The organism is Granulicella sp. S190, from assembly GCF_009766095.1.
Taxonomy (GTDB): Bacteria; Acidobacteriota; Terriglobia; order Terriglobales; family Acidobacteriaceae; genus Edaphobacter.
In genome coordinates this window covers 15284-33703 of sequence record NZ_LMUD01000016.1, presented here as the reverse complement: position 1 = coordinate 33703, position 18420 = coordinate 15284, and the positions used below count along the sequence as shown (strand labels likewise).

19 protein-coding genes are annotated in these 18420 nt (G+C 57.7%); 10 read left to right on the top strand and 9 right to left on the bottom strand.

Annotation, left to right across the window (positions count from 1 at the left end; genetic code table 11):
- The first annotated feature begins 41 nt into the window (after positions 1 to 41).
- Both GSQ94_RS09550 and GSQ94_RS09545 read left to right on the top strand, forming a co-directional pair.
- Positions 42 to 1565, top strand: coding sequence for a fumarate hydratase (locus tag GSQ94_RS09550; RefSeq protein ID WP_158943466.1), 1524 nt, complete (start codon positions 42 to 44; stop codon positions 1563 to 1565).
- Between the two features lie 425 nt (positions 1566 to 1990).
- Positions 1991 to 2284, top strand: coding sequence for an energy transducer TonB (locus GSQ94_RS09545; RefSeq protein WP_158943464.1), 294 nt, complete (start codon positions 1991 to 1993; stop codon positions 2282 to 2284).
- Between the two features lie 50 nt (positions 2285 to 2334).
- Here the strand turns inward: GSQ94_RS09545 and pgsA are convergent, their stop codons facing one another.
- Together pgsA and GSQ94_RS09535 are read right to left on the bottom strand one after the other, a co-directional pair.
- Positions 2335 to 3042, bottom strand: a complete 708-nt coding sequence (pgsA, locus tag GSQ94_RS09540) for a CDP-diacylglycerol--glycerol-3-phosphate 3-phosphatidyltransferase (protein ID WP_158943462.1) — start codon at positions 3040 to 3042, stop codon at positions 2335 to 2337.
- Positions 3043 to 3317: 275 nt separating this feature from the next.
- Entirely contained in the window at positions 3318 to 4583 is a 1266-nt protein-coding gene (locus GSQ94_RS09535; RefSeq protein WP_174240911.1) for a Glu/Leu/Phe/Val dehydrogenase, read from the bottom strand.
- Positions 4584 to 4799: 216 nt separating this feature from the next.
- Between GSQ94_RS09535 and trpE the strand changes: the two genes are divergently transcribed.
- Complete coding sequence (gene trpE / locus GSQ94_RS09530; RefSeq protein WP_371417485.1) at positions 4800 to 6329, top strand: anthranilate synthase component I; 1530 nt, start codon at positions 4800 to 4802, stop codon at positions 6327 to 6329.
- A gap of 97 nt (positions 6330 to 6426) precedes the next feature.
- Here the strand turns inward: trpE and GSQ94_RS09525 are convergent, their stop codons facing one another.
- The gene (locus GSQ94_RS09525; protein WP_158944036.1) at positions 6427 to 7035 is read right to left on the bottom strand and encodes a heparin lyase I family protein; all 609 of its coding nucleotides are present in this window, start codon (positions 7033 to 7035) and stop codon (positions 6427 to 6429) included.
- Between the two features lie 356 nt (positions 7036 to 7391).
- On the opposite strand from GSQ94_RS09525, the gene GSQ94_RS09520 reads away from it, so the two are divergent.
- The 6 genes from GSQ94_RS09520 (at position 7392) to GSQ94_RS09495 (ending at position 11703) form a co-directional block, all read left to right on the top strand.
- The gene (locus GSQ94_RS09520; RefSeq protein ID WP_158943458.1) at positions 7392 to 7979 is read left to right on the top strand and encodes an aminodeoxychorismate/anthranilate synthase component II; all 588 of its coding nucleotides are present in this window, start codon (positions 7392 to 7394) and stop codon (positions 7977 to 7979) included.
- Between the two features lie 11 nt (positions 7980 to 7990).
- Positions 7991 to 8935 carry a nuclease gene (locus GSQ94_RS09515; protein ID WP_158943456.1) on the top strand — a complete coding sequence of 315 codons (945 nt, stop codon included), beginning with the start codon at positions 7991 to 7993 and terminating at the stop codon, positions 8933 to 8935.
- 144 nt (positions 8936 to 9079) lie between these two features.
- Entirely contained in the window at positions 9080 to 9637 is a 558-nt protein-coding gene (gene efp / locus GSQ94_RS09510; protein ID WP_158943454.1) for an elongation factor P, read from the top strand.
- A 101-nt stretch (positions 9638 to 9738) separates the two neighbouring features.
- Complete coding sequence (locus tag GSQ94_RS09505; protein WP_158943452.1) at positions 9739 to 10020, top strand: acylphosphatase; 282 nt, start codon at positions 9739 to 9741, stop codon at positions 10018 to 10020.
- 6 nt (positions 10021 to 10026) lie between these two features.
- The gene (locus tag GSQ94_RS09500; protein WP_158943450.1) at positions 10027 to 10566 is read left to right on the top strand and encodes an adenine phosphoribosyltransferase; all 540 of its coding nucleotides are present in this window, start codon (positions 10027 to 10029) and stop codon (positions 10564 to 10566) included.
- A gap of 90 nt (positions 10567 to 10656) precedes the next feature.
- Positions 10657 to 11703 (top strand): NAD(P)-dependent alcohol dehydrogenase, encoded by a 1047-nt coding sequence (locus GSQ94_RS09495; RefSeq protein WP_158943448.1) that lies wholly within the window; start codon positions 10657 to 10659, stop codon positions 11701 to 11703.
- Positions 11704 to 11776: 73 nt separating this feature from the next.
- Here the strand turns inward: GSQ94_RS09495 and GSQ94_RS09490 are convergent, their stop codons facing one another.
- Both GSQ94_RS09490 and GSQ94_RS09485 read right to left on the bottom strand, forming a co-directional pair.
- Positions 11777 to 12985 (bottom strand): lactonase family protein, encoded by a 1209-nt coding sequence (locus tag GSQ94_RS09490; protein WP_158943446.1) that lies wholly within the window; start codon positions 12983 to 12985, stop codon positions 11777 to 11779.
- A gap of 18 nt (positions 12986 to 13003) precedes the next feature.
- Positions 13004 to 13435 carry a hypothetical protein gene (locus GSQ94_RS09485; RefSeq protein ID WP_158943444.1) on the bottom strand — a complete coding sequence of 144 codons (432 nt, stop codon included), beginning with the start codon at positions 13433 to 13435 and terminating at the stop codon, positions 13004 to 13006.
- Positions 13436 to 13700: 265 nt separating this feature from the next.
- Between GSQ94_RS09485 and GSQ94_RS09480 the strand changes: the two genes are divergently transcribed.
- The gene (locus GSQ94_RS09480; RefSeq protein ID WP_158943442.1) at positions 13701 to 15089 is read left to right on the top strand and encodes a diguanylate cyclase; all 1389 of its coding nucleotides are present in this window, start codon (positions 13701 to 13703) and stop codon (positions 15087 to 15089) included.
- 176 nt (positions 15090 to 15265) lie between these two features.
- Here GSQ94_RS09480 and rplQ read toward each other — a convergent pair whose 3' ends face one another.
- The 4 genes from rplQ to rpsK form a co-directional block, all read right to left on the bottom strand.
- Complete coding sequence (rplQ, locus tag GSQ94_RS09475; protein WP_158943440.1) at positions 15266 to 15745, bottom strand: 50S ribosomal protein L17; 480 nt, start codon at positions 15743 to 15745, stop codon at positions 15266 to 15268.
- A 184-nt stretch (positions 15746 to 15929) separates the two neighbouring features.
- Positions 15930 to 17030, bottom strand: a complete 1101-nt coding sequence (locus GSQ94_RS09470) for a DNA-directed RNA polymerase subunit alpha (protein ID WP_158943438.1) — start codon at positions 17028 to 17030, stop codon at positions 15930 to 15932.
- Between the two features lie 168 nt (positions 17031 to 17198).
- Positions 17199 to 17831 (bottom strand): 30S ribosomal protein S4, encoded by a 633-nt coding sequence (rpsD, locus tag GSQ94_RS09465; RefSeq protein WP_158943436.1) that lies wholly within the window; start codon positions 17829 to 17831, stop codon positions 17199 to 17201.
- 147 nt (positions 17832 to 17978) lie between these two features.
- Positions 17979 to 18401 carry a 30S ribosomal protein S11 gene (gene rpsK, locus GSQ94_RS09460; protein ID WP_158943434.1) on the bottom strand — a complete coding sequence of 141 codons (423 nt, stop codon included), beginning with the start codon at positions 18399 to 18401 and terminating at the stop codon, positions 17979 to 17981.
- Positions 18402 to 18420 lie beyond the last annotated feature (19 nt).

Below are 18420 nucleotides of genomic sequence, written 5' to 3'. Positions count from 1 at the left end.
TAAAATGCTCTAGCGAAACTATCTGTGGAGGCACTCTCGTCATGGCGACGATCAAGCAGGACGACTTTATCCGGAGCGTAGCGGATGCGCTGCAGTACATCAGCTTCTACCACCCGGTGGACTACATTACGAACCTCGCGCGGGCCTACGAGATGGAGAAGAGCCACGCCGCAAAGGATGCGATGGCGCAGATCCTGATCAACTCGCGCATGTGCGCGGAGGGCCATCGGCCGATCTGCCAGGACACCGGAATCGTCACAGCCTTTGTAAAAGTGGGGATGGAGACGCGGTGGGAGCCGGGCATCGGCGGCATGATGACTATGCAGGAGATGGTGGATGAGGGCGTGCGCGAGGCATGGCGGAACGCCGATAACGTTCTGCGGCCTAGCATCCTCGAAGACCCAGCCTTTACGCGCAGAAATACGGGGGACAACACCCCTGCGATGGTGGTCGTCGAACTGGTGGAGGGTGGAGATGTCGATGTGACGGTCGCCTCAAAGGGCGGAGGCTCGGAGGCGAAGAGCCGGTTTGCAATGCTCAATCCCTCTGACTCCGTAGTCGACTGGGTGCTGAAGACGGTGCCGGGGATGGGCGCAGGCTGGTGCCCCCCAGGGATGCTGGGGATCGGCATAGGAGGCACCGCCGAAAAGGCGATGGTGATGGCGAAGGAGTCGTTGATGGACCCGATCGACATGCAGGAGCTGATCGCACGCGGGGCAAAGACGAAGATCGAAGCGCTGCGGATTGAGCTGTACGAAAAAGTGAACCGGCTTGGTATCGGCGCACAGGGTCTGGGTGGGCTGACGACGGTGCTGGATGTGAAGATCATGGACTTCCCGACGCATGCGGCCAACCTGCCGATCGCCATGATTCCGAATTGTGCGGCGACCCGGCATCTGCACTTCAAACTGGATGGGAGCGGGCCGGTGATGGTCGATCCTCCGAAGCTGGATGCGTGGCCGAAGCTGGAGTATGACGTTCATACTGCGCGGAAGGTGAATCTAGATACCGTAACGCACGCGGACGTGAAGACATGGAAACCGGGCGAGGTGATTCTGCTCTCCGGCAAGCTGCTGACCGGACGCGACGCGGCGCACAAACGCATGACCGACATGCTGACACGCGGAGAGAAGCTTCCGGTCGACTTCAAGAATCGTTTTATCTACTACGTGGGGCCGGTGGAGGCGGTGCGCGATGAAGCCGTCGGGCCTGCAGGGCCAACGACCGCAACTCGCATGGATAAGTTCACCAGGCAGATGCTGGCGGAGACGGGTCTACTCGGAATGATCGGCAAGGCGGAGCGGGGGCCGGCGGGAATCGATGCCATTCGCGAGTTTGAGGCGGTATACCTGATCGCAATCGGCGGCGCAGCTTATCTGGTCTCGAAGGCGATCAAGAGCTCGAAGGTGCTGGCCTTCGCTGACCTCGGCATGGAGGCGATCTACGAGTTTGAGGTGCAGGATATGCCGGTCACTGTGGCCGTCGATACCAAGGGCACCAGCGTACACACGACTGGCCCTGAAGAGTGGTCGCGTAGGATCGCGGGGATACCGATTTTGCAGTGATGAACTTAAGGAGATTGAAACACGGATGATGCTAAGTGGAGTATCGCGCTCTTTTGCTGCCGTTTTGATTTTTTTTGCTTGCGTTGCATCTTCAATGAAAGCCCAGGAGGAGCCCAACGCGCAGGCTTCGAATCCGCCATCCCTGGGCCAGCAAGCAGTTCAGGTAATACTCAGCAGATTCAAACTTGATTCCACGAATATGGTCCCTGCAACAAAGAAACCGCTGGCAGCAGATGGTAAATGGTCGATCGGGAATGAAAGACCCGATCTGTGTCCGAAGACTACAGATCCGTGCGTACAGGTTTTGTACCGTGTGTCCGATACGAAGATCTCCTGCGAATGGTTAGTCTTACTTCTCGGAAGCAGTCAGACCAACCTTGTCTTAAGTTTAAAACGAAGATGCTGCACGATACTTGCTAAATAAGATGCCCAATCAGGACATGGCTGCTGATCAGTTTTATCGCAAGAAGATCAAAACTAAAGCTCCCACATATCCAGATCAAGCGAGGAATGCGCGCATTAGCGGTTCTGTGAAGATGATCGCGCAGATTGAGAGCGACGGACGGGTCGGCAAAATCACTATGGTGAGTGGTCCAGAAATTCTGCGAGATGCTGCCATAACAGCCGTCAAGGAGTGGCAGTACGAACCTCTCGTCGTCGAATCCACTGCGATCTCGCAACAAACTCTGATAGTTATAAATTTCAACATCGGACGATAAGAGTTCGGCCGGTTCTGAAAACATCAATAAGATCGTTCGAAAAAGCCCTATCAGGAGATGCGGGACGGGTGCTCTGCGGCGGGCGATGGCTTGGGCTTGCGGCTCAGGACAAAGCTGCGGCGCTTGCGGCGTTTGTCGGAGGCGTGGTCGATCTTCCTCCAGAAGCCGATGAAGTAGTCGATCGCCGAGATGATCGACACAATCGTCATCCAGTAGATAGCAGTCACCGCGATGAAGTGAACGCCGACGACGTATCCGCCGCCCACGCTTGGGAACCAGAGCCAATACTTCCAGCGGTGAGCCAGAATCGCTGCGACGACTGAGACGATCTGAATGACGGTTTTGAGCTTGCCGATCTCGCTGGCCTCGATGGTGAAGCCTTCGGTGGCGGCGATGGAGCGCAGGCCGGAGACTAGAAATTCACGGCCTATAACGAGGATGGCGATCCACGGTTTGACGATGGCAGGGGTGTAGGCGACGAGGATGATGTAAGCCGCCGTGATCATGAGCTTATCGGCCAGAGGGTCGAGGAGGATGCCCATGGTGGTGATCTGTTTACGGCGGCGAGCGAGGTAGCCGTCGAGCCCATCCGTGATGGCTGCAAGGATAAAGATCACGCTGGCGATGATCTCCTGCTCGCCGCCGCGCAGCCCCGTGGCGCCGTGACCGCCGGTAAAGGGAAACGCAGGCGAGAGGATCCATATGAGCAGAGGCAGGCAGGCGATGCGGCTCATCGTGATGGAGTTGGGCAGGTTCATCGAGAGATTTCAGCGTGCGCGGGATGTGGCAGATACTCAGCCCCGACAATAGCATTCTGCCATAGTAAGACGCGCGAAAGGAGGAAAGGCGGCCCGGACGTCGAAACCGCTAAGATCTTCCTTGAAGGGTCATGCCGGATTGCAGCGGCAGCAATCGCCTTGTAACCCCTTTGCCTTCACGAGCTGCTCGTTTCTCACACTGATTCGCTACAGTTGGAAGCAAGCAGGAAGAGGCGGCCCGAAGGCGGCCTCTTTCCGTTCACGATGCAGACGGATCAGGCGTAGATGCCGCGCTGTTTGGTGGTGTAGGCCACGCGGTCGATGGCGAGCATATACGCTGCGATACGGTTGTTGACTCCGTGGTTCTGGGCATAGGTCACGACATCCTTGAAGCTCTCGGTCATGATGTTATCGAGGCGCTGGTTGACCTCGGCCTCGGTCCAGAAGTAGCCCATGCGGTCCTGCACCCACTCGAAGTAGCTGGTGGTGACGCCGCCGGCGTTGGCCAGGATATCCGGGATGATGAAGACGCGCTTATCGGCTAGGATCTCATCGGCCACGGTGGTGGTGGGGCCGTTGGCGCCTTCGCAAAGAATCCTGCACCGTAGGCGGTCAGCGTTGAGGCTGGTGATTACGTTCTCCGTCGCTGCGGGGATGAGGATCTCGCAGTTGTAGGTGAGCAGTTCGTTCTTGTCTGCAGCCTCCGCCTCGCTGAAGCCGACGATCGTGCCAGCGCTCTTGCGGTGCTCGAGGAGGGCGTGAATATCGATGCCTTTGGCGTTGTAGAGGCCGCCGTCGTGCTCGGCGATCCCGATAACGGTGTAGCCCTTCTGCGCCAACAGCTTTGCCGAGTTGGAGCCCACATTGCCGAAGCCTTGAACGATGACGCGGCAGCCATCAATCGACATGCCCAGGTGCTTCATCGCCTCATCGCAGACGACGGAGACGCCGCGACCGGTAGCTTCTTTGCGTCCGCGCGAACCGCCGAGATTGACGGGTTTGCCGGTGACGACGGCGTTGACAGTCTGGCGCATGTGCATGGAGTAGGTGTCCATGATCCAGGCCATCGTCTGCTCGTCGGTGCCCATGTCGGGGGCGGGAACGTCTTTTTCCGGTCCGATGAATTCGATGAGTTCCGCAGTGTAGCGGCGCGTCATGCGCTCGAGTTCCCCCTGAGACATCTTCTTCGGGTCGCAGATGACACCGCCCTTGGCTCCGCCGAAGGGAATGTTGACGACGGCGCACTTCCAGGTCATCCAGGAGGCCAGGGCGCGAACTTCATCGAGGGAGACGTCAGGAGAGTAGCGGATGCCGCCCTTGGCGGGACCGCGGGCTACGGAGTGCTGGACGCGGTAGCCGGTGAACACTTCGATAGAGCCGTCGTCCATGCCGACGGGGATGTGAACGATGATTTCGCGAGAGGGATAGCGGAGAACCTTCCAGATGCCTTGGTCGAGATTAAGTTTTCGTGCGGCGAAGTCGAATCGAGCGGCCTGCGCTTCCCAGGGATTAGTCTCCTGCTCGAGGGTGAGGGTCTGCATTTTTACGTTCCTTTGTACTGTTGCTGGTATCAGCGATTCTCCGGCCATCGTATTTGCCTCACTGGAAGCAGGATACAGCTTGTGCCAGACCGGTCTGTGGCCAAACTCGAGGAGTATAGGCTCGCCGAACGACGATGTGCAATCGAACGGATGGGGGAGGGACCGTTGCGATCAAGTGTCGTCGGCAGCGCATAAAAAGCATGTAAAGACGCATTTATGATGGATGAAGCCATGCCTTCTTACGACTCGAACTCTCTCCCCTCCGCCCGTGATTTTTTGAAATTAGGCCAGAAACACTCTCTGGTGCCCGTTTATCGCACAGTCACCGCAGATCTTGAGACTCCGGTTTCGGCGTTTCTGCGTATCGCGTCGGAGGAGCCAGAGGCCTTTCTACTGGAGTCAGTCGAAGGCGGAGAACATGTCGGCCGCTATACCTTCATCGGCATCCAGCCATACAAAAAGATGACGGCGCATGGAACGCAGATTACCGTTCGAGAAGGGCGGCGGGAGCGGGTGTTCGACGGAGACATCTTCGAGCAGCTGAAGCGGGCGCTCAGCGGCCACACCCCAGCTCGGCTGCCAGGATTGCCCCCCTTCACCGCAGGCGCCGTGGGATTCTTTGCCTACGACGTAGTGCGGCAGATCGAAAAGCTGCCGTCCCTTGCCAAGGATGAACTAGGGGTTCCGGATGCCTGCCTGATGTTCTTCGACCAGGTGCTGGCCTTCGATCATGTGAAAAAAGAGATTCACCTGATGGTGACGGCCGACCTGAAGCGAGAGCCTCGCGAAGGCGCCTATGAGCGGGCTGTCCGTAGGCTGAACAAGATGGAGAAGAGGCTGGCGAGCGCGCTGCCCGTGCGAAAGAAGAAGCGGCCCGAAGGCAAGCTCAAAATAACCTCGCGCACACCCAAGGCTGCTTTTTTGAAGGCCGTGCAGAAGACCAAGGAGTACATCGCCTCTGGAGACGTCTTTCAGTGCGTGCTGTCGCAGCGGTTCGACTGCGTCCCCGAAGTAGAGGCTTTTGAGATCTACCGGGCGTTGCGCATCGTGAACCCTTCGCCCTACATGTACTTTCTGCGATTCGGCCTTGAGGATAAGTCTGCGAAGAAGTCGAGCGTCGCGCACATCGTAGGCTCCTCTCCGGAGCTTCTGGTGCGGGTGCACGGCCGCGACGTGGAGTATCGGCCCATCGCAGGCACCAGGCCGCGAAGCGCGGATGAGGTGGAAGATCGCGCCATTGAAGCGGATCTGCGCGCCGACGAGAAGGAGGTCGCCGAGCACATCATGCTCGTAGATCTCGGACGAAACGATGTGGGCCGCGTCAGTGAGTTCGGCTCCGTGAAGGTAAAGGATCTGATGTTCGTGGAGCGGTACAGCCACGTGATGCACCTGGTCAGTTCGCTCGAAGGCAAGCTGCGCTCGGGGCTGGGTGCGCTTGATGCCTTTCGCGCCTGCTTCCCTGCCGGAACACTGAGCGGCGCACCGAAGATCCGCGCGATGGAGATCATCGAAGAGATGGAACCGGCCCGGCGCGGCGTCTACGGCGGTAGCGTACTCTACGCGGACTTCAGCGGCAACCTCGACTCCTGCATCGCAATCCGCACGCTCTATATGAACGGCAAGCAGGGTCACTTTCAAGCAGGAGCCGGAATCGTGGCCGACTCCGTTCCCGAGAAAGAATTTGAGGAGTGCGGGAATAAGGCGAGAGCAGTGGTGAGGGCGATTGAGAGGGCGCGGGGTGTTTAGTAGCAGTGGCGTGAGTCGTTAGTCCACTCAATGAGTGAGAACTGTAATCGAAGTTCGTCACTGAAAACGCCGCTTTATATAAGTCACCTTTTCCGCACTAGGGGAGTTGACGTTTGCGATATTCGTCGAGATAAATCGTCATCGATTGGGGCATAACGTTACGGTAGAGACCCATTTTGAATGGAAAGTAGCTGGGATCGGGATAATTGGTCGCAGCATTTGGAACATTCGCAGTGATGCCGCTGTAATCGACAACCTGCTTATCGTCCAACCATGCGCGGACCAGCCCGTCTGGATGTGGAGTGAACCGTACCTCGAAGCGTAGGTCGAGCCTCGCGGAGATCGCGTTTCTCTTGGTAGAGGACGATGAACTGGTGGTGAGATCCTGAGTGATGCTGAGGACCCCGCCGATATAGCGCACAGCAAGCACGGGGCTGTCGTTCCCACACGGCGAATCGCGGCGAGGGCAGTATTCCCACCACTGTGCTACTACGAGGCGAACCGGAACGATCGGAAAGTCTGACGGCAGGTACATACTCCAAGAAAACTCATAGAGCTTATTCTGGCGAGTTGTGAGTGGCCGAGCCTCCAGAAGTTCATCTCGTTCGCTGTCGGCGTCGCCGCCAAGACCGGGGAGGAAAATATCGTGCGAATGAAGATCGATGCGAAGGGCGCCATGGCCTGCGCGAACAATGCTGGATTGGATCGTGACTTAGGTAGGGACGAGTACGATTGTGTCCCAGAGGTTACTTAGGGACGGGCCTTCAAAACCATCGTAGACGTTGAGGGGAGGGGAGGGTGGCTGAGAAAGTGATGTAGCCATACCTGCGGAGCAGAGAATCGCCCACAATAAAGAGTTGCGAAGCATGCCGCCCGGAATAATCCCTCGACACCTGTTCCTAATTGTACGATCACCGACAGGTAAGTAGGTGCATTACCGTTGCTCCATTGCCATGAAGTCAATAGATGGACTCAACTTCCTTGAAAGTCCGCTTATCGGTGAGTTCCCACTAAGCAATCGACAATAGCGATCTGCCTGGGGCGTAGAATTTAAACATTGCTATGGTCTTTGTTCTGGATAACTACGATTCGTTTACTTACAACCTGGTGCAGTACATGGGCGAGCTTGGCGCCGAGATGGTGATTCGGCGCAACGACGAACTGACCCCCGCTGAAGTCGAAGCGCTGCGTCCTGATCGGATCCTCATCTCGCCGGGGCCCTGTACGCCGCAGGACGCAGGCATCAGTATGGATTTAATCAAGCGCTTCGCCACTCTGGGCACGACAGGCGGTCCAAAGGTTCCGATTCTGGGAGTGTGCCTCGGCCATCAGGCGATCGGCGCGGCCTTTGGCGGCAACGTCGTACGCGCTCCGAAGCTGATGCACGGCAAGACCAGCGAGGTGAAGCACGATGGCAAGACCATCTTCGAGGGCATCCCGTCGTCGATGACCTGCACGCGCTACCACTCGCTGATCGTCGCGGAGAACGGCCTTCCTGAAGAGCTGGAGGTTTCAGCACGAACCGAGGATGGAGAGACGATCATGGCTCTCCGGCATCGCGAGCTGCCGATCGAAGGCGTGCAGTTTCATCCCGAGAGCGTGTTGACGGTGCATGGCAAACAGATCATTCAAAACTTTCTGAAGATGTAGTTGGAGCAGCAATGGTGCGTCGGCTGATTCTGGTGTTCGCGATCGGATGCGGAGGGGCGCGAGCACAGCAGGCTATCGGCTCGGTAGGGGTGCAGAACGCCAACATCGCCGGTGCGCTCGAGGTGAGCAATGGACGCGCGATCCTCGTCGGAAACACTACGGTAACGGCAAGAGATCGCACCGCTGAGATTCAGTTGAACCGCGGCGGCACCGTTCGCGTGTGCGCGACCAGCGGATTGCATGTGACCTCTGGACAAGGAACCTCCGGGTCGCCTCCTCTAACGCTGGCGCTGGATCGCGGCGCAATCGAAGTGCAGATGCCCGCGACGACGCACGACATGGTGATGACGCCGGACCTGCGATTCACGTTGCACGGGGATGGCCCGCTCGATCTTCAGCTCCGCGTCACCAGGAATGGCGATACCTGCGTGGAAAATCGCGGAGCCCAGGCTCCAACGCTACAGATCGCGGACCAGTTTGGCGAGGCGACCTACGAGCTGCGCCCGGGCCAGCATGTGTTGTTCGAGCATGGCAGCCTGAAAGAGGTCGTCGATCATGAGACCTCCTCCTGCGGATGCCCGGCCGAGCCCGCGATGACGGTAGCCGATGCTCTGCTGAACGGCGGCAAGACGGAGACACCGGACGATGCATCAAAAAACGCAAAGACTGCTGCGGAGCTGCATCCCTTCCCTGCTGCGGTAAGCGCTGGACTAGCCCCGGTGGCAATCCCGCAGGCTCCGGTTGGGGATTTGCATGAGCAGGTCTCGGCAACCCTTGCCTCTGGTGATGGAGCGGACAGCCTCGCGCCAGCAGCAGCGTCTGATGCGAAGCCAGCGGCCACCAGCTCGGCCACCCAGAGCGCCCCACCGCCAACTCCGCCGCCAGCCGAGCCGCAAAAGCGAGGTTTCGGACATACCCTTGGCCGATTCTTCCGCAAGATCTTCGGCGGAGCGTAGGCTATAGTCAGCGGCGGCGGAAGGAGCAGGAGAGGGCTTGCTGCGCTACAATTATAGGGTTGCAGGCTATCCGGCAGGGATGCCGCTGGCCTCACAAAAAATCTCATTACAGCTGAATTCAGCACAGATCAGGGGCTTTCTTTTATGTCGATTCCCGCAACACAGATGCGCCCGGGCATGATTATCAAGTACAGAGACGATCTTCACCTGGTGTTCTCGGTTGAGCATCGCACCCCAGGCAACCTCCGCGCGTTCATCCAGGCAAAGCTTCGCAATGTGCGCACGGGCGCGATGTTCACGGAGCGCTTTCGCTCGCCTGACCCGATTGAACGCGTCTACGTGGACGAGGTGAAGATGGAGTTTCTTTACAACGACGGCGACGAGTACTACTTCATGGATGACAAGTTTGAGCAGACCATGCTGAAGCGTGAAACCCTGGGCGATGCCGTGGATTATCTCTTGCCGAATCTCTCGATCGCCGTGAGCTTCCACGATGGGAAAGCTGTCGGCATCGAGCTTCCGGGAGTAGTCGAGATGACCGTGATGGAGACTGAGCCGGGGATCAAGTCGGCGACAGCTTCCTCAGTGTCCAAGCCAGCAAAGCTCGAAACAGGGCTCGTCGTGCAGGTGCCTGCTTTCATTAACGAAGGCGAAAAAATTCGAGTGGATACTGCAGAAGGCGCCTACATGAGCCGGGCGTAACAGAATGCATTCTTAGAGAGGGCGGAGTCACTGGCTCCGCCTTTTCTTTCGCCTCCCTCGCCTTGCATGGGGGTTAGCTGCTCTGCGACACTGGAGGCTCCATGGTGTGCCATTACCTCGTAAAAGGTCGCGTGCAGGGAGTAGGGTTTCGCTGGTTCGTGCATCAGGAAGCAGCCGAGATCGGTCTCCGCGGATGGGTTCGTAACACGGATCAGGGCCACGTTGAAATCGTTGCAGCGGGGAAACCCGAAGAACTTGCCGAGTTGAAAGATGCGCTGCGAAAGGGTTCGCGCGGCAGCCGCGTCGACGCCGTTGAGGAACAGGAACTGGTCGAAAGCGAAGGCGCGAAGCTTGGACCATTTGAGATTGAAGGAGCTTGGTAAGAACTGATGACACTGCCTATTAATTGTGAACCACTGAAGACTCTGATCCGCACCGTGCCGGACTTTCCAAAGCCGGGCATCCTGTTCTACGACATCACGACAGTTTTGAAGGATAAGGCGGGGTTCGCCACGCTGATCGACGCCTTCGCGCAGTACTACATCGGAAAAGAGATCGACCTGGTCCTCGGCATAGAGGCGCGTGGATTCATCTTCGGACCTGCGCTGGCCTATCGCCTGAACGCGGGATTTGTGCCGGTCCGCAAGCCGAAGAAACTGCCCGCCCCCACCGCCCGGGTGAACTACGACCTCGAGTACGGAACCGACTCTCTGGAGATTCATCTCGATGCGATTCAGCCCGGACAACGGGTGATCATCGTGGACGATCTGCTGGCCACCGGCGGCACCATGCAGGCGACCGTGCAGTTAGTACGGCAGCTCGGCGGGGAGATCGCCGGACTCGGATTTGCCATCGAACTCGACTTTCTGAAGGGCCGCGAGAAGTTTCAGGAGTACGACGTGCTCAGCCTGTTGCACTACGACGAATAGTCTTCGCAACTCTCTCGGCAGTTCTCAACATCAACGACCAGCATCTCAGAGAGCTGCTGGTTCTCAGATCAGAAGACAAAGGGGGCAACAATGAAGTCAAGTGGATATGCCGTACACGATAAGAAGTCATCCTTGGTTCCTTTCAGCTTTGAGCGACGTGAGCCAGGCGCGCATGATGTCGTCGTCGAGATTGCTTACTCAGGAATCTGTCACTCGGATATTCACCAGGCCCGCGATGAATGGGGCGGTTCCATCTATCCCATGGTGCCGGGCCACGAGATCGTCGGCTACGTAACGGCGGTCGGCGGAGCGGTGAAGAAGTTCAAGGTCGGCGATCGCGCCGCTGTCGGCGTCATCGTCGACTCCTGCCGAGAGTGCGAGAACTGCAAGGCGGACGAGCAGCAGTACTGCCTGAAGGGTGCGGTCGAAACTTACAACAAGCGCGACTATGCCGGCGTAGTCACCTATGGCGGCTACGCTAACAACATCGTCGTTCACGAGTACTACGTCCACACCGTCTCGCCGAAGCTAGATCTGGCTGCGGTGGCTCCGCTGCTGTGCGCTGGCATCACAACCTACTCGCCGCTGCGTCACTGGAAGGTTGGAAAAAACAGCAAGGTGGGCGTGGTTGGCCTGGGCGGCCTGGGTCACATGGGGCTCAAGTTCGCCCACTCGTTCGGAGCGCACGTGGTGCAGTTCACCACCTCCGAAAACAAAATCGAGGATGCGAAGAAGCTGGGCGCGGATGAAGTCGTTGTGACGAAAGATGCCGCAGCACTAGCTAAGCATGCGGGAAGCTTCGACTTTATTCTCGACTGTGTCTCCGCGCCGCACGACATCAATCAGTATCTGAATTTGCTTCGCTTGAATGGCACGCTGTGTCTTGTTGGTCTGCCTGAGACGCCGTTGTCGGTCGCGCCGTTCTCCGTCGTGGCTAATCGACGCTCCCTCGCCGGATCGGGAATCGGCGGAATGAATCAGACCCAGGAGATGTTGGACTACTGTGCCGAACACAACATCGTCTCCGACATTGAACTGACCTCAGTCGACAAGCTGAATGAAGCCTACGAGCGCGTACTGAAGTCGGATGTGAAGTACAGGTTCGTGATCGATATGGCGACCCTGCCCAAGAGCTAATCTTGCGGCATCACGCCCCGCGACTGCGTCTTCACATAGACAGTCGCGGGGAGTGATGCGTTCTCTACATTTTCTAGGCGAATAGCGTAAACAGCGGAGAGTCCAACGCAACCGTCTGCGTAGGTCCTGAAAGCTTTCCGGTAGTGGGGTCGCGGCGGAAGATGGTGACACTGGCCGAGTCCTGGTTACCACACAGCAGCCAACTTCCGGTCGGGTCGAGCGTGAAGTGGCGCGGCGTCTTGCCACCGCAGGAGATCCGCTGAACCAGCGTCAGATCTCCTTCTTGCTTCTCGATGGAATAGACCACCAGGGAATCTTCTCCGCGATTGCTGGCGTACAGAAAGCATCCATCCTGAGAGATCGCGAGCTCTGCAGCCGTATTCTTCCCGGCGGGAAACTCCGGCGCAATCGTCTTGATCGAGAATGTGGTGTTCACCAAAAGACCTTGAGGTGTTTTGCTGAAGCGAGTCGCAGTCCACAGGCAACGATCGATGCTGGAGTCGATCTCGTTGATCGCATAGACCCAGCGACCGTTCGGATGAAAGATCACATGGCGCGGACCCGAGCCGGGCCGATCGTTGGTGAAGAGATGAGGATCAGAGAGCTGCCCCGTCTCTGGATGAATATAAAACACCGAGATGTGGTCGGTTCCCAGATCGCAGACCAGCAGGAAGCGGTCATCCGGCGAGATGGTGGCGCAATGCGGATGGGAGGCCTCCTGTCGAGCGGAGTTAGACCCAAGCGCGGCAAACTTCTGACGGTCTTTATAGTCGAGGCGCGATACCGGCTGGCTCAGCGTGCCATCTGGCTGGATGCAATAGGACGATACGGAAGCACCGATGTAATTCGCAACAAAAGCCGCATGGCCAGTCGAGTCGACCGAGATATAAGCAGGGCCAGCTCCGCCGGAGGGAACCTGGCACGTCTGATGAAGAGTGCCGCCCCCTGTATCCAGCATAAAGCTCGTCACAGTTGCAGCAGGATCGTTGATCGCATTCACCGCGTAAAGAGAGCGCTTGCCTGAACCAGGCGGCGTGATCGCCAGAAAGGAAGGCCTGGCCGTTGCAACCGCGAGCGCAGGCGGAGTCAGCAGCCCCTTCAACGGGTCAAAAGTCGACCGATAGATGCCTTTGCTGACCCCTTTGTTCGTATCCGTTCCAAAGAAGACATGAACGGGGATCGGCGGCGCGACCTTCTTCTTGCGTGTAGGCCAGATCGCGAAGGCGCGCGCAGAGGCAGCGAAGGCTGGAAACAAGACAAGGAATCTACGGCGCGTAAACATGGCCAAACCCCTCGAAGATTATGCCGGTTCGCCGGGAAGGTGAATGCCCATCTCGTCTTCTGCCTGGACATTCTCGTTGATGACGGGAAGACTGGGTAGATTGTCAGTACGGCCAGCTTCTTTGACGACGGCGCTGGCGTGCTCGAGAACCTCATCCACCGTCATCGTGTACATCTCCCTCCCGTTGTCGTAACCGGACTGGACAGCATGCTGCAGATACCTTCCGGCAGTCTGAGCGGCAAGATAATCGGTGATGACATGCCCCGTACGACGCTTCTGCTCGACCCAGGCCAGGTTCGGCATGGCGATCCAGACCGGTTTGCCATTGACAGCAAAGCGGATGTCGGTAGCATCGGCATGCCGCGTCGCAATGGCCACTATGGTTCCCTTCCACTGGCAGTGGAGCGCTTCCCCGGTCCAACGGTCGGTTACTTTGAAGTCTTCATACATGATTGTCTTTAGCTTAGTGCAGGGTGGACGGATCAGCAAGGAGTCCGGGGACAACCAGACTGGCTCTGGCCTCTGTCGCCTTCCAGAGGTGCAGTTCAAGTTGCTCTACCCATTGGAATAAAGTTGAGGTTACTTTCGTAAGCACTTGAAATTGCTTCTGGCTTATGCAGGGTGCCGCAGATATCCTGATCTTGATTTACGGTGATACAGCGTGCGTCGAACAGAAGTTGAAGCTGCTAGTTTAAGGGCGATTTGGACACGTGATTTGTTGGACTCCCAGCCAGAGCTCGAATGTGACGAACTGGTACGGCTTGCTGCCTCTCTCTGCGGAACTCCACTTGGTTTGGTGACGCTGCTCGACGAGCGGCACCAATGGTTTCGTGCGTCCAACGTGCTGAAGCTCGGCGATACTCCACGGGAGATCGCCTTCTGCGCTCACGCCATACGCCAGTCGGAGATGTTTCTGGTCAAAGATGCGATGTTGGATGCGCGTTTCAATAGCAATCCATTGGTCATCGGCGATCCGCCCATACGCTTCTTCGCCGGCGTAGCACTCTATACCTCCGACGATGAGCCGATGGGAACGTTCTGCGTCATCGATATGGCTCCCCACATCTTGAGTGAAGATCAGGTTGCCGCCCTTGAGATTCTGGCACGGCAGATAAGTCTTCGCCTGGAAGCAGTGGTGCAGCGCCGCGCGCTCGAACAGGCACTGGCGGAAAAAGAGAGAGCAAGCGCAGGCCTACGGGCAAGCGAGGAACTGTTTCGCGCCTTCATGAATGCGAGCCCCTTTCTGAGCTATATCAAAGATGCTGCCGGTCGGCTTCTGTTTTACAACCGCAGTTTTGCACAGCGGTTTGGCGTTAGCGAGTATGCATGGCTAGGCCGGACAGACGAGCAACTATGGTCCAGAAAGCTCACCAAATCCGTACGAACTCACGATCTCGAAGTCATGGCCGGCGGAAAGATGGTCGAGACTGAAGAACATATTCGCAACGCCGACGGTACGGTCAGCTCGCTGCGATCTTTCAAGTTTCCATGTCATGACTCTGCGGGCAACGTGCTTCTTGCAGGCGTGGCCGTGGATGTGTCGGAAGATGTCGCCCATAAGGCGGAGCTGGAGCGCTACCATCGCGAACTCGAAGACGCCAACGACCAGCTGCGGAAGCTCGCAGTCACGGACGAGTTGACCGGACTGCGAAATCGCAGATCCTTTGAAGAGCGCATGGTAATGGAGTTCTCGTTGGCCCGGCGCAGGAAGCGTGAGCTCTCTGTGCTGCTGATCGACGTCGACAACTTCAAGACCATCAACGACAGATGGGGTCATGCGGCAGGCGACGAAGTTCTCCGGCGGCTGGGTACGATTCTGCGAACGACGGTACGTCTGCCCGATCTGCCTGCCCGGTACGGAGGCGAAGAGTTTGTTGTCCTGCTTCCTGAGAGCGGCGAAGAGAGCGCTATGGGATTAGCGCGACGTGTCATGCAGCGGGTCGCAGCGGAAGACTGGGAGAATGAGCCGCTGACGATCAGCGTCGGCATGGCTTCAATGAACGAGTCGCTCGAGAACGGATTCCAACTTGTGGAACTTGCGGATGAGGCGTTGTACGCCGCCAAGCGCGCCGGAAAAAATCGGGTGATGGTTTACAGCGGTTAGACCAACGCCGCCGTTGGTTTAGAGTCGCCTCCGCTTTTTGTTTATCATTTCCGAAGAAAATCTTCGGTTGCCCTTTTTCACACAATCAGGAAAATTGCCATAAGCTCGTTCGTGCCGATAAGCAAAAGAGGCGCACCTTGAAGGTGCGCCTCTCTCGTGTTGATCGATGTTGAAAGTTATACTTCTGCGTTTGGATCGCCGGCTTCGCCTTCACCGCGCTCTTCCATCTGCTTAGCTAGCTCTTCACGCTTCTTGGTGCGGGCTTCAGCGCGCTTCTGAGCCTTCTCGTTGAGCTCGTGCTCGGCGCCGAGCAGTTCGATATAGGCCATCTCGGCAGCATCACCCTTGCGGGCTCCGAGGCGTGTGATGCGGAGGTAGCCGCCCTGACGTGCAGCGTAACGCGGGGCTACAGTGGCGAAGAGGCGGTCGACCGACTCCGGCGTCATCAGGTAAGCAGCAGCCTGGCGGCGAGCATGAACCGTGCCGCGCTTGCCGAGAGTAATCATCTTCTCGATCAAAGGGCGGGTAGCCTTGCACTTGGTGATGGTGGTCTCGACGCGATCCATCAGGATGACCGAGGTGACGAGGTTGCGCAGCATGGCGCGGCGATGGCTGGTGTTGCGGCCTAGTTTGTATCCTGCATTACGGTGACGCATCGGAGATCTCCTTCGACTCGGCTTCTAGCCGTGAGTCGGTACTGCTTGGAATGTGTGCGTTCGGCCTAAGCCTGGCGCGGGTAAAACTGCCTCGAACCACTTAGGAGGCTTGCTGCTACGCTGCTTGCGCTGCGTTTCAAGCTGGACTGCGGTGACGGAGATTACCCCGCCACCGCATATCCGGTTAGAAGTTCTCTGGCTCACTGCCGACGAGGTCGAGGTCTTCATCCTCATCTTCGTCTTCATCATCGTCATCAAAGTTACCGAAGCTGGCGGCAAGAGTGGCTGCAGGCAGAACAGAGGTGGGTCCGGGCTGCGGGTTGCCGTTCTCATCGATCTTCATGCCGAGCGACAGGCCCATCTGCGCGAGGATCTCTTTGATCTCGTTCAAAGACTTGCGGCCAAAGTTCTTGGTCTTCAGCATCTCGGCTTCGGTCTTTTGAATGAGTTCGCCGATGGTGGCAATGTTGGCGTTCTTGAGGCAGTTATAGCTGCGGACAGAGAGCTCAAGCTCTTCGACCGAGCGGTTGAGGTTCTCGTTGCGCAGGGCAGGACCGTCGTGCAGACCGTCGTGACCGGCCTCCATCTCCTCTTCAAAGTTGATGAAGATGGTCATGTGATCCTTCAGCAGCTTGGCGGAGAGACCGAGAGCATCGGCAGGAAGCACAGTGCCGTTCGTCCAGATCTCGACAGTAAGCTTGTCGTAGTCGGTGATCTGACCGAGACGTGCGGCCTCGACGAGGTAGTTCACCTTGCGAACAGGCGAGTGGACCGAGTCGACCGGAATGAAGCCTAGTCCGAGGTCGCCATCGAAGTTCTTGTCGGCCGAGATGTAACCACGGCCGCGCTTCAGGCGCATCTCCATGTCGATCTTGCCGCCTTCGGAGACGGTGCAGATGTAGACGTTCTTGTCGAGGATCTCAACATCGCCGTCGGCTTCGATCATGCCGGAGGTAATGACGCCAGCCTGGTCGGCGCGGAGGTAGAGAGCCTTGGGACCTTCACCGGCAAGCTTGAATGGGATCTGCTTGAGGTTCAGGATGATGTCGGTCGCATCTTCGACAATGCCGGTGATGGACTGGAACTCGTGCAGGACGCCTTCGATGCGAACAGCGGTGACTGCAGCGCCTTCGATCGAGGACAGAAGGGTGCGGCGGAGCGCGTTACCGATGGTGGTACCGAAGCCGCGCTCAAAAGGCTGCGCGGAGAACTTGCCATACTTTTCGGTCAGGGTTTCAGTTTCGACTGCGAGACGCTTGGGCTTTTGAAAACCTCTCCAAAGCATACTGTTTCTCCTCTTCCGGCTCACTCGCGATGCATTCTGCGAGATGGCGGATTGTTGCGGTGCGGGTTAGGTTTTGTGTTGCTTTCGCATTTGTAGCGCAGCAAGGAACAAATACGATTGTTCTTTGCTGCGCTGCAAGATGACGAATCTTATATGTAACTACAGCGGTTACTTGCTGTAGAGTTCGACGATCAGCTGCTCGTTGACCGGCAGGTTAATATCTTCGCGCTTAGGCAGAGCGATGACCTTGCCGGAGAAATTGTCGCGATTGATGTCGAGCCATTGAACCTGGTTTTGTCCGGCGGCGAAGTTTTTCGCCTCTTCGAGGATGACCAAGGCCTTGGAGCCCTCGCGGATCGCAATCTCGTCACCAACCTTCACCTGGAAGGATGGGATGTTGACCTTGCGGCCATTCACCTGGAGGTGCCCATGGCGGACAACCTGACGGGCCTGGCGGCGGCTCATCGCGAAACCGAGACGGTAGGCGACGTTGTCGAGGCGGGTCTCAAGTTGCTGGAGCAGGTAGGCGCCGGTGACCCCCTTCTTAACGGAAGCCTTCTGGTAGTAGGCGCGGAACTGGGTCTCGAGAGTGAAGTAGATGCGCTTGGCCTTCTGCTTTTCGCGGAGCTGCAGACCGTAGCCGACGACCTTCTTCACTTTGCGGGACTGGCCGTGCTGGCCTGGGGGGAAGTTGCGCTTTTCTACGGGGCACTTCTCAGAGAAGCACTTGGTTCCCTTGAGGAAGAGCTTGGTGCCGTCGCGGCGGCAGAGGCGACAGACGGGTCCTGTATAACGTGCCATTTTTTGAACTCCTGACTTCGGGTGACGATCGCTTTACGCGCGGGCAGCGCTTCTTCACGATCCGGTGAAAGTTGTCAGTTGACCGTTCTCAGTTATCGATAGTGCAAAGATGCTGACAACTGAGAACGGAAAACAGGGAACTGTTTCTCAAACGCGGCGGCGCTTCGGCGGACGGCAACCATTGTGCGGCATCGGCGTAACGTCACGGATGCTGCGCACCTCGATGCCGGTGGTGGCGAGAGCACGGATCGCGGACTCGCGGCCAGAGCCCGGACCGGAGACGCGCACATCGACCGAACGGACGCCGTGGTCGCGAGCTGCGTTGGCTGCACCCACAGCGGCCTGCTGCGCCGCAAACGGAGTTCCCTTACGGGAGCCGCGGAAGCCAAGCGAGCCGGACGACTTCCAGCTGAGCGTGTTGCCCGTCTGGTCGGTGATGGTGACGATGGTATTGTTGAACGAAGCCTGAATAAAGACGAGGCCGAATGGAACGTTCTTACGTTCGCGCTTCTTGAACTTCTTGTTCTTGCCGGGCTTTGCTGCGCCCTTGGTGTTCTGTGTCTTCGCCATGTCTTATTTCGTCGCTTTC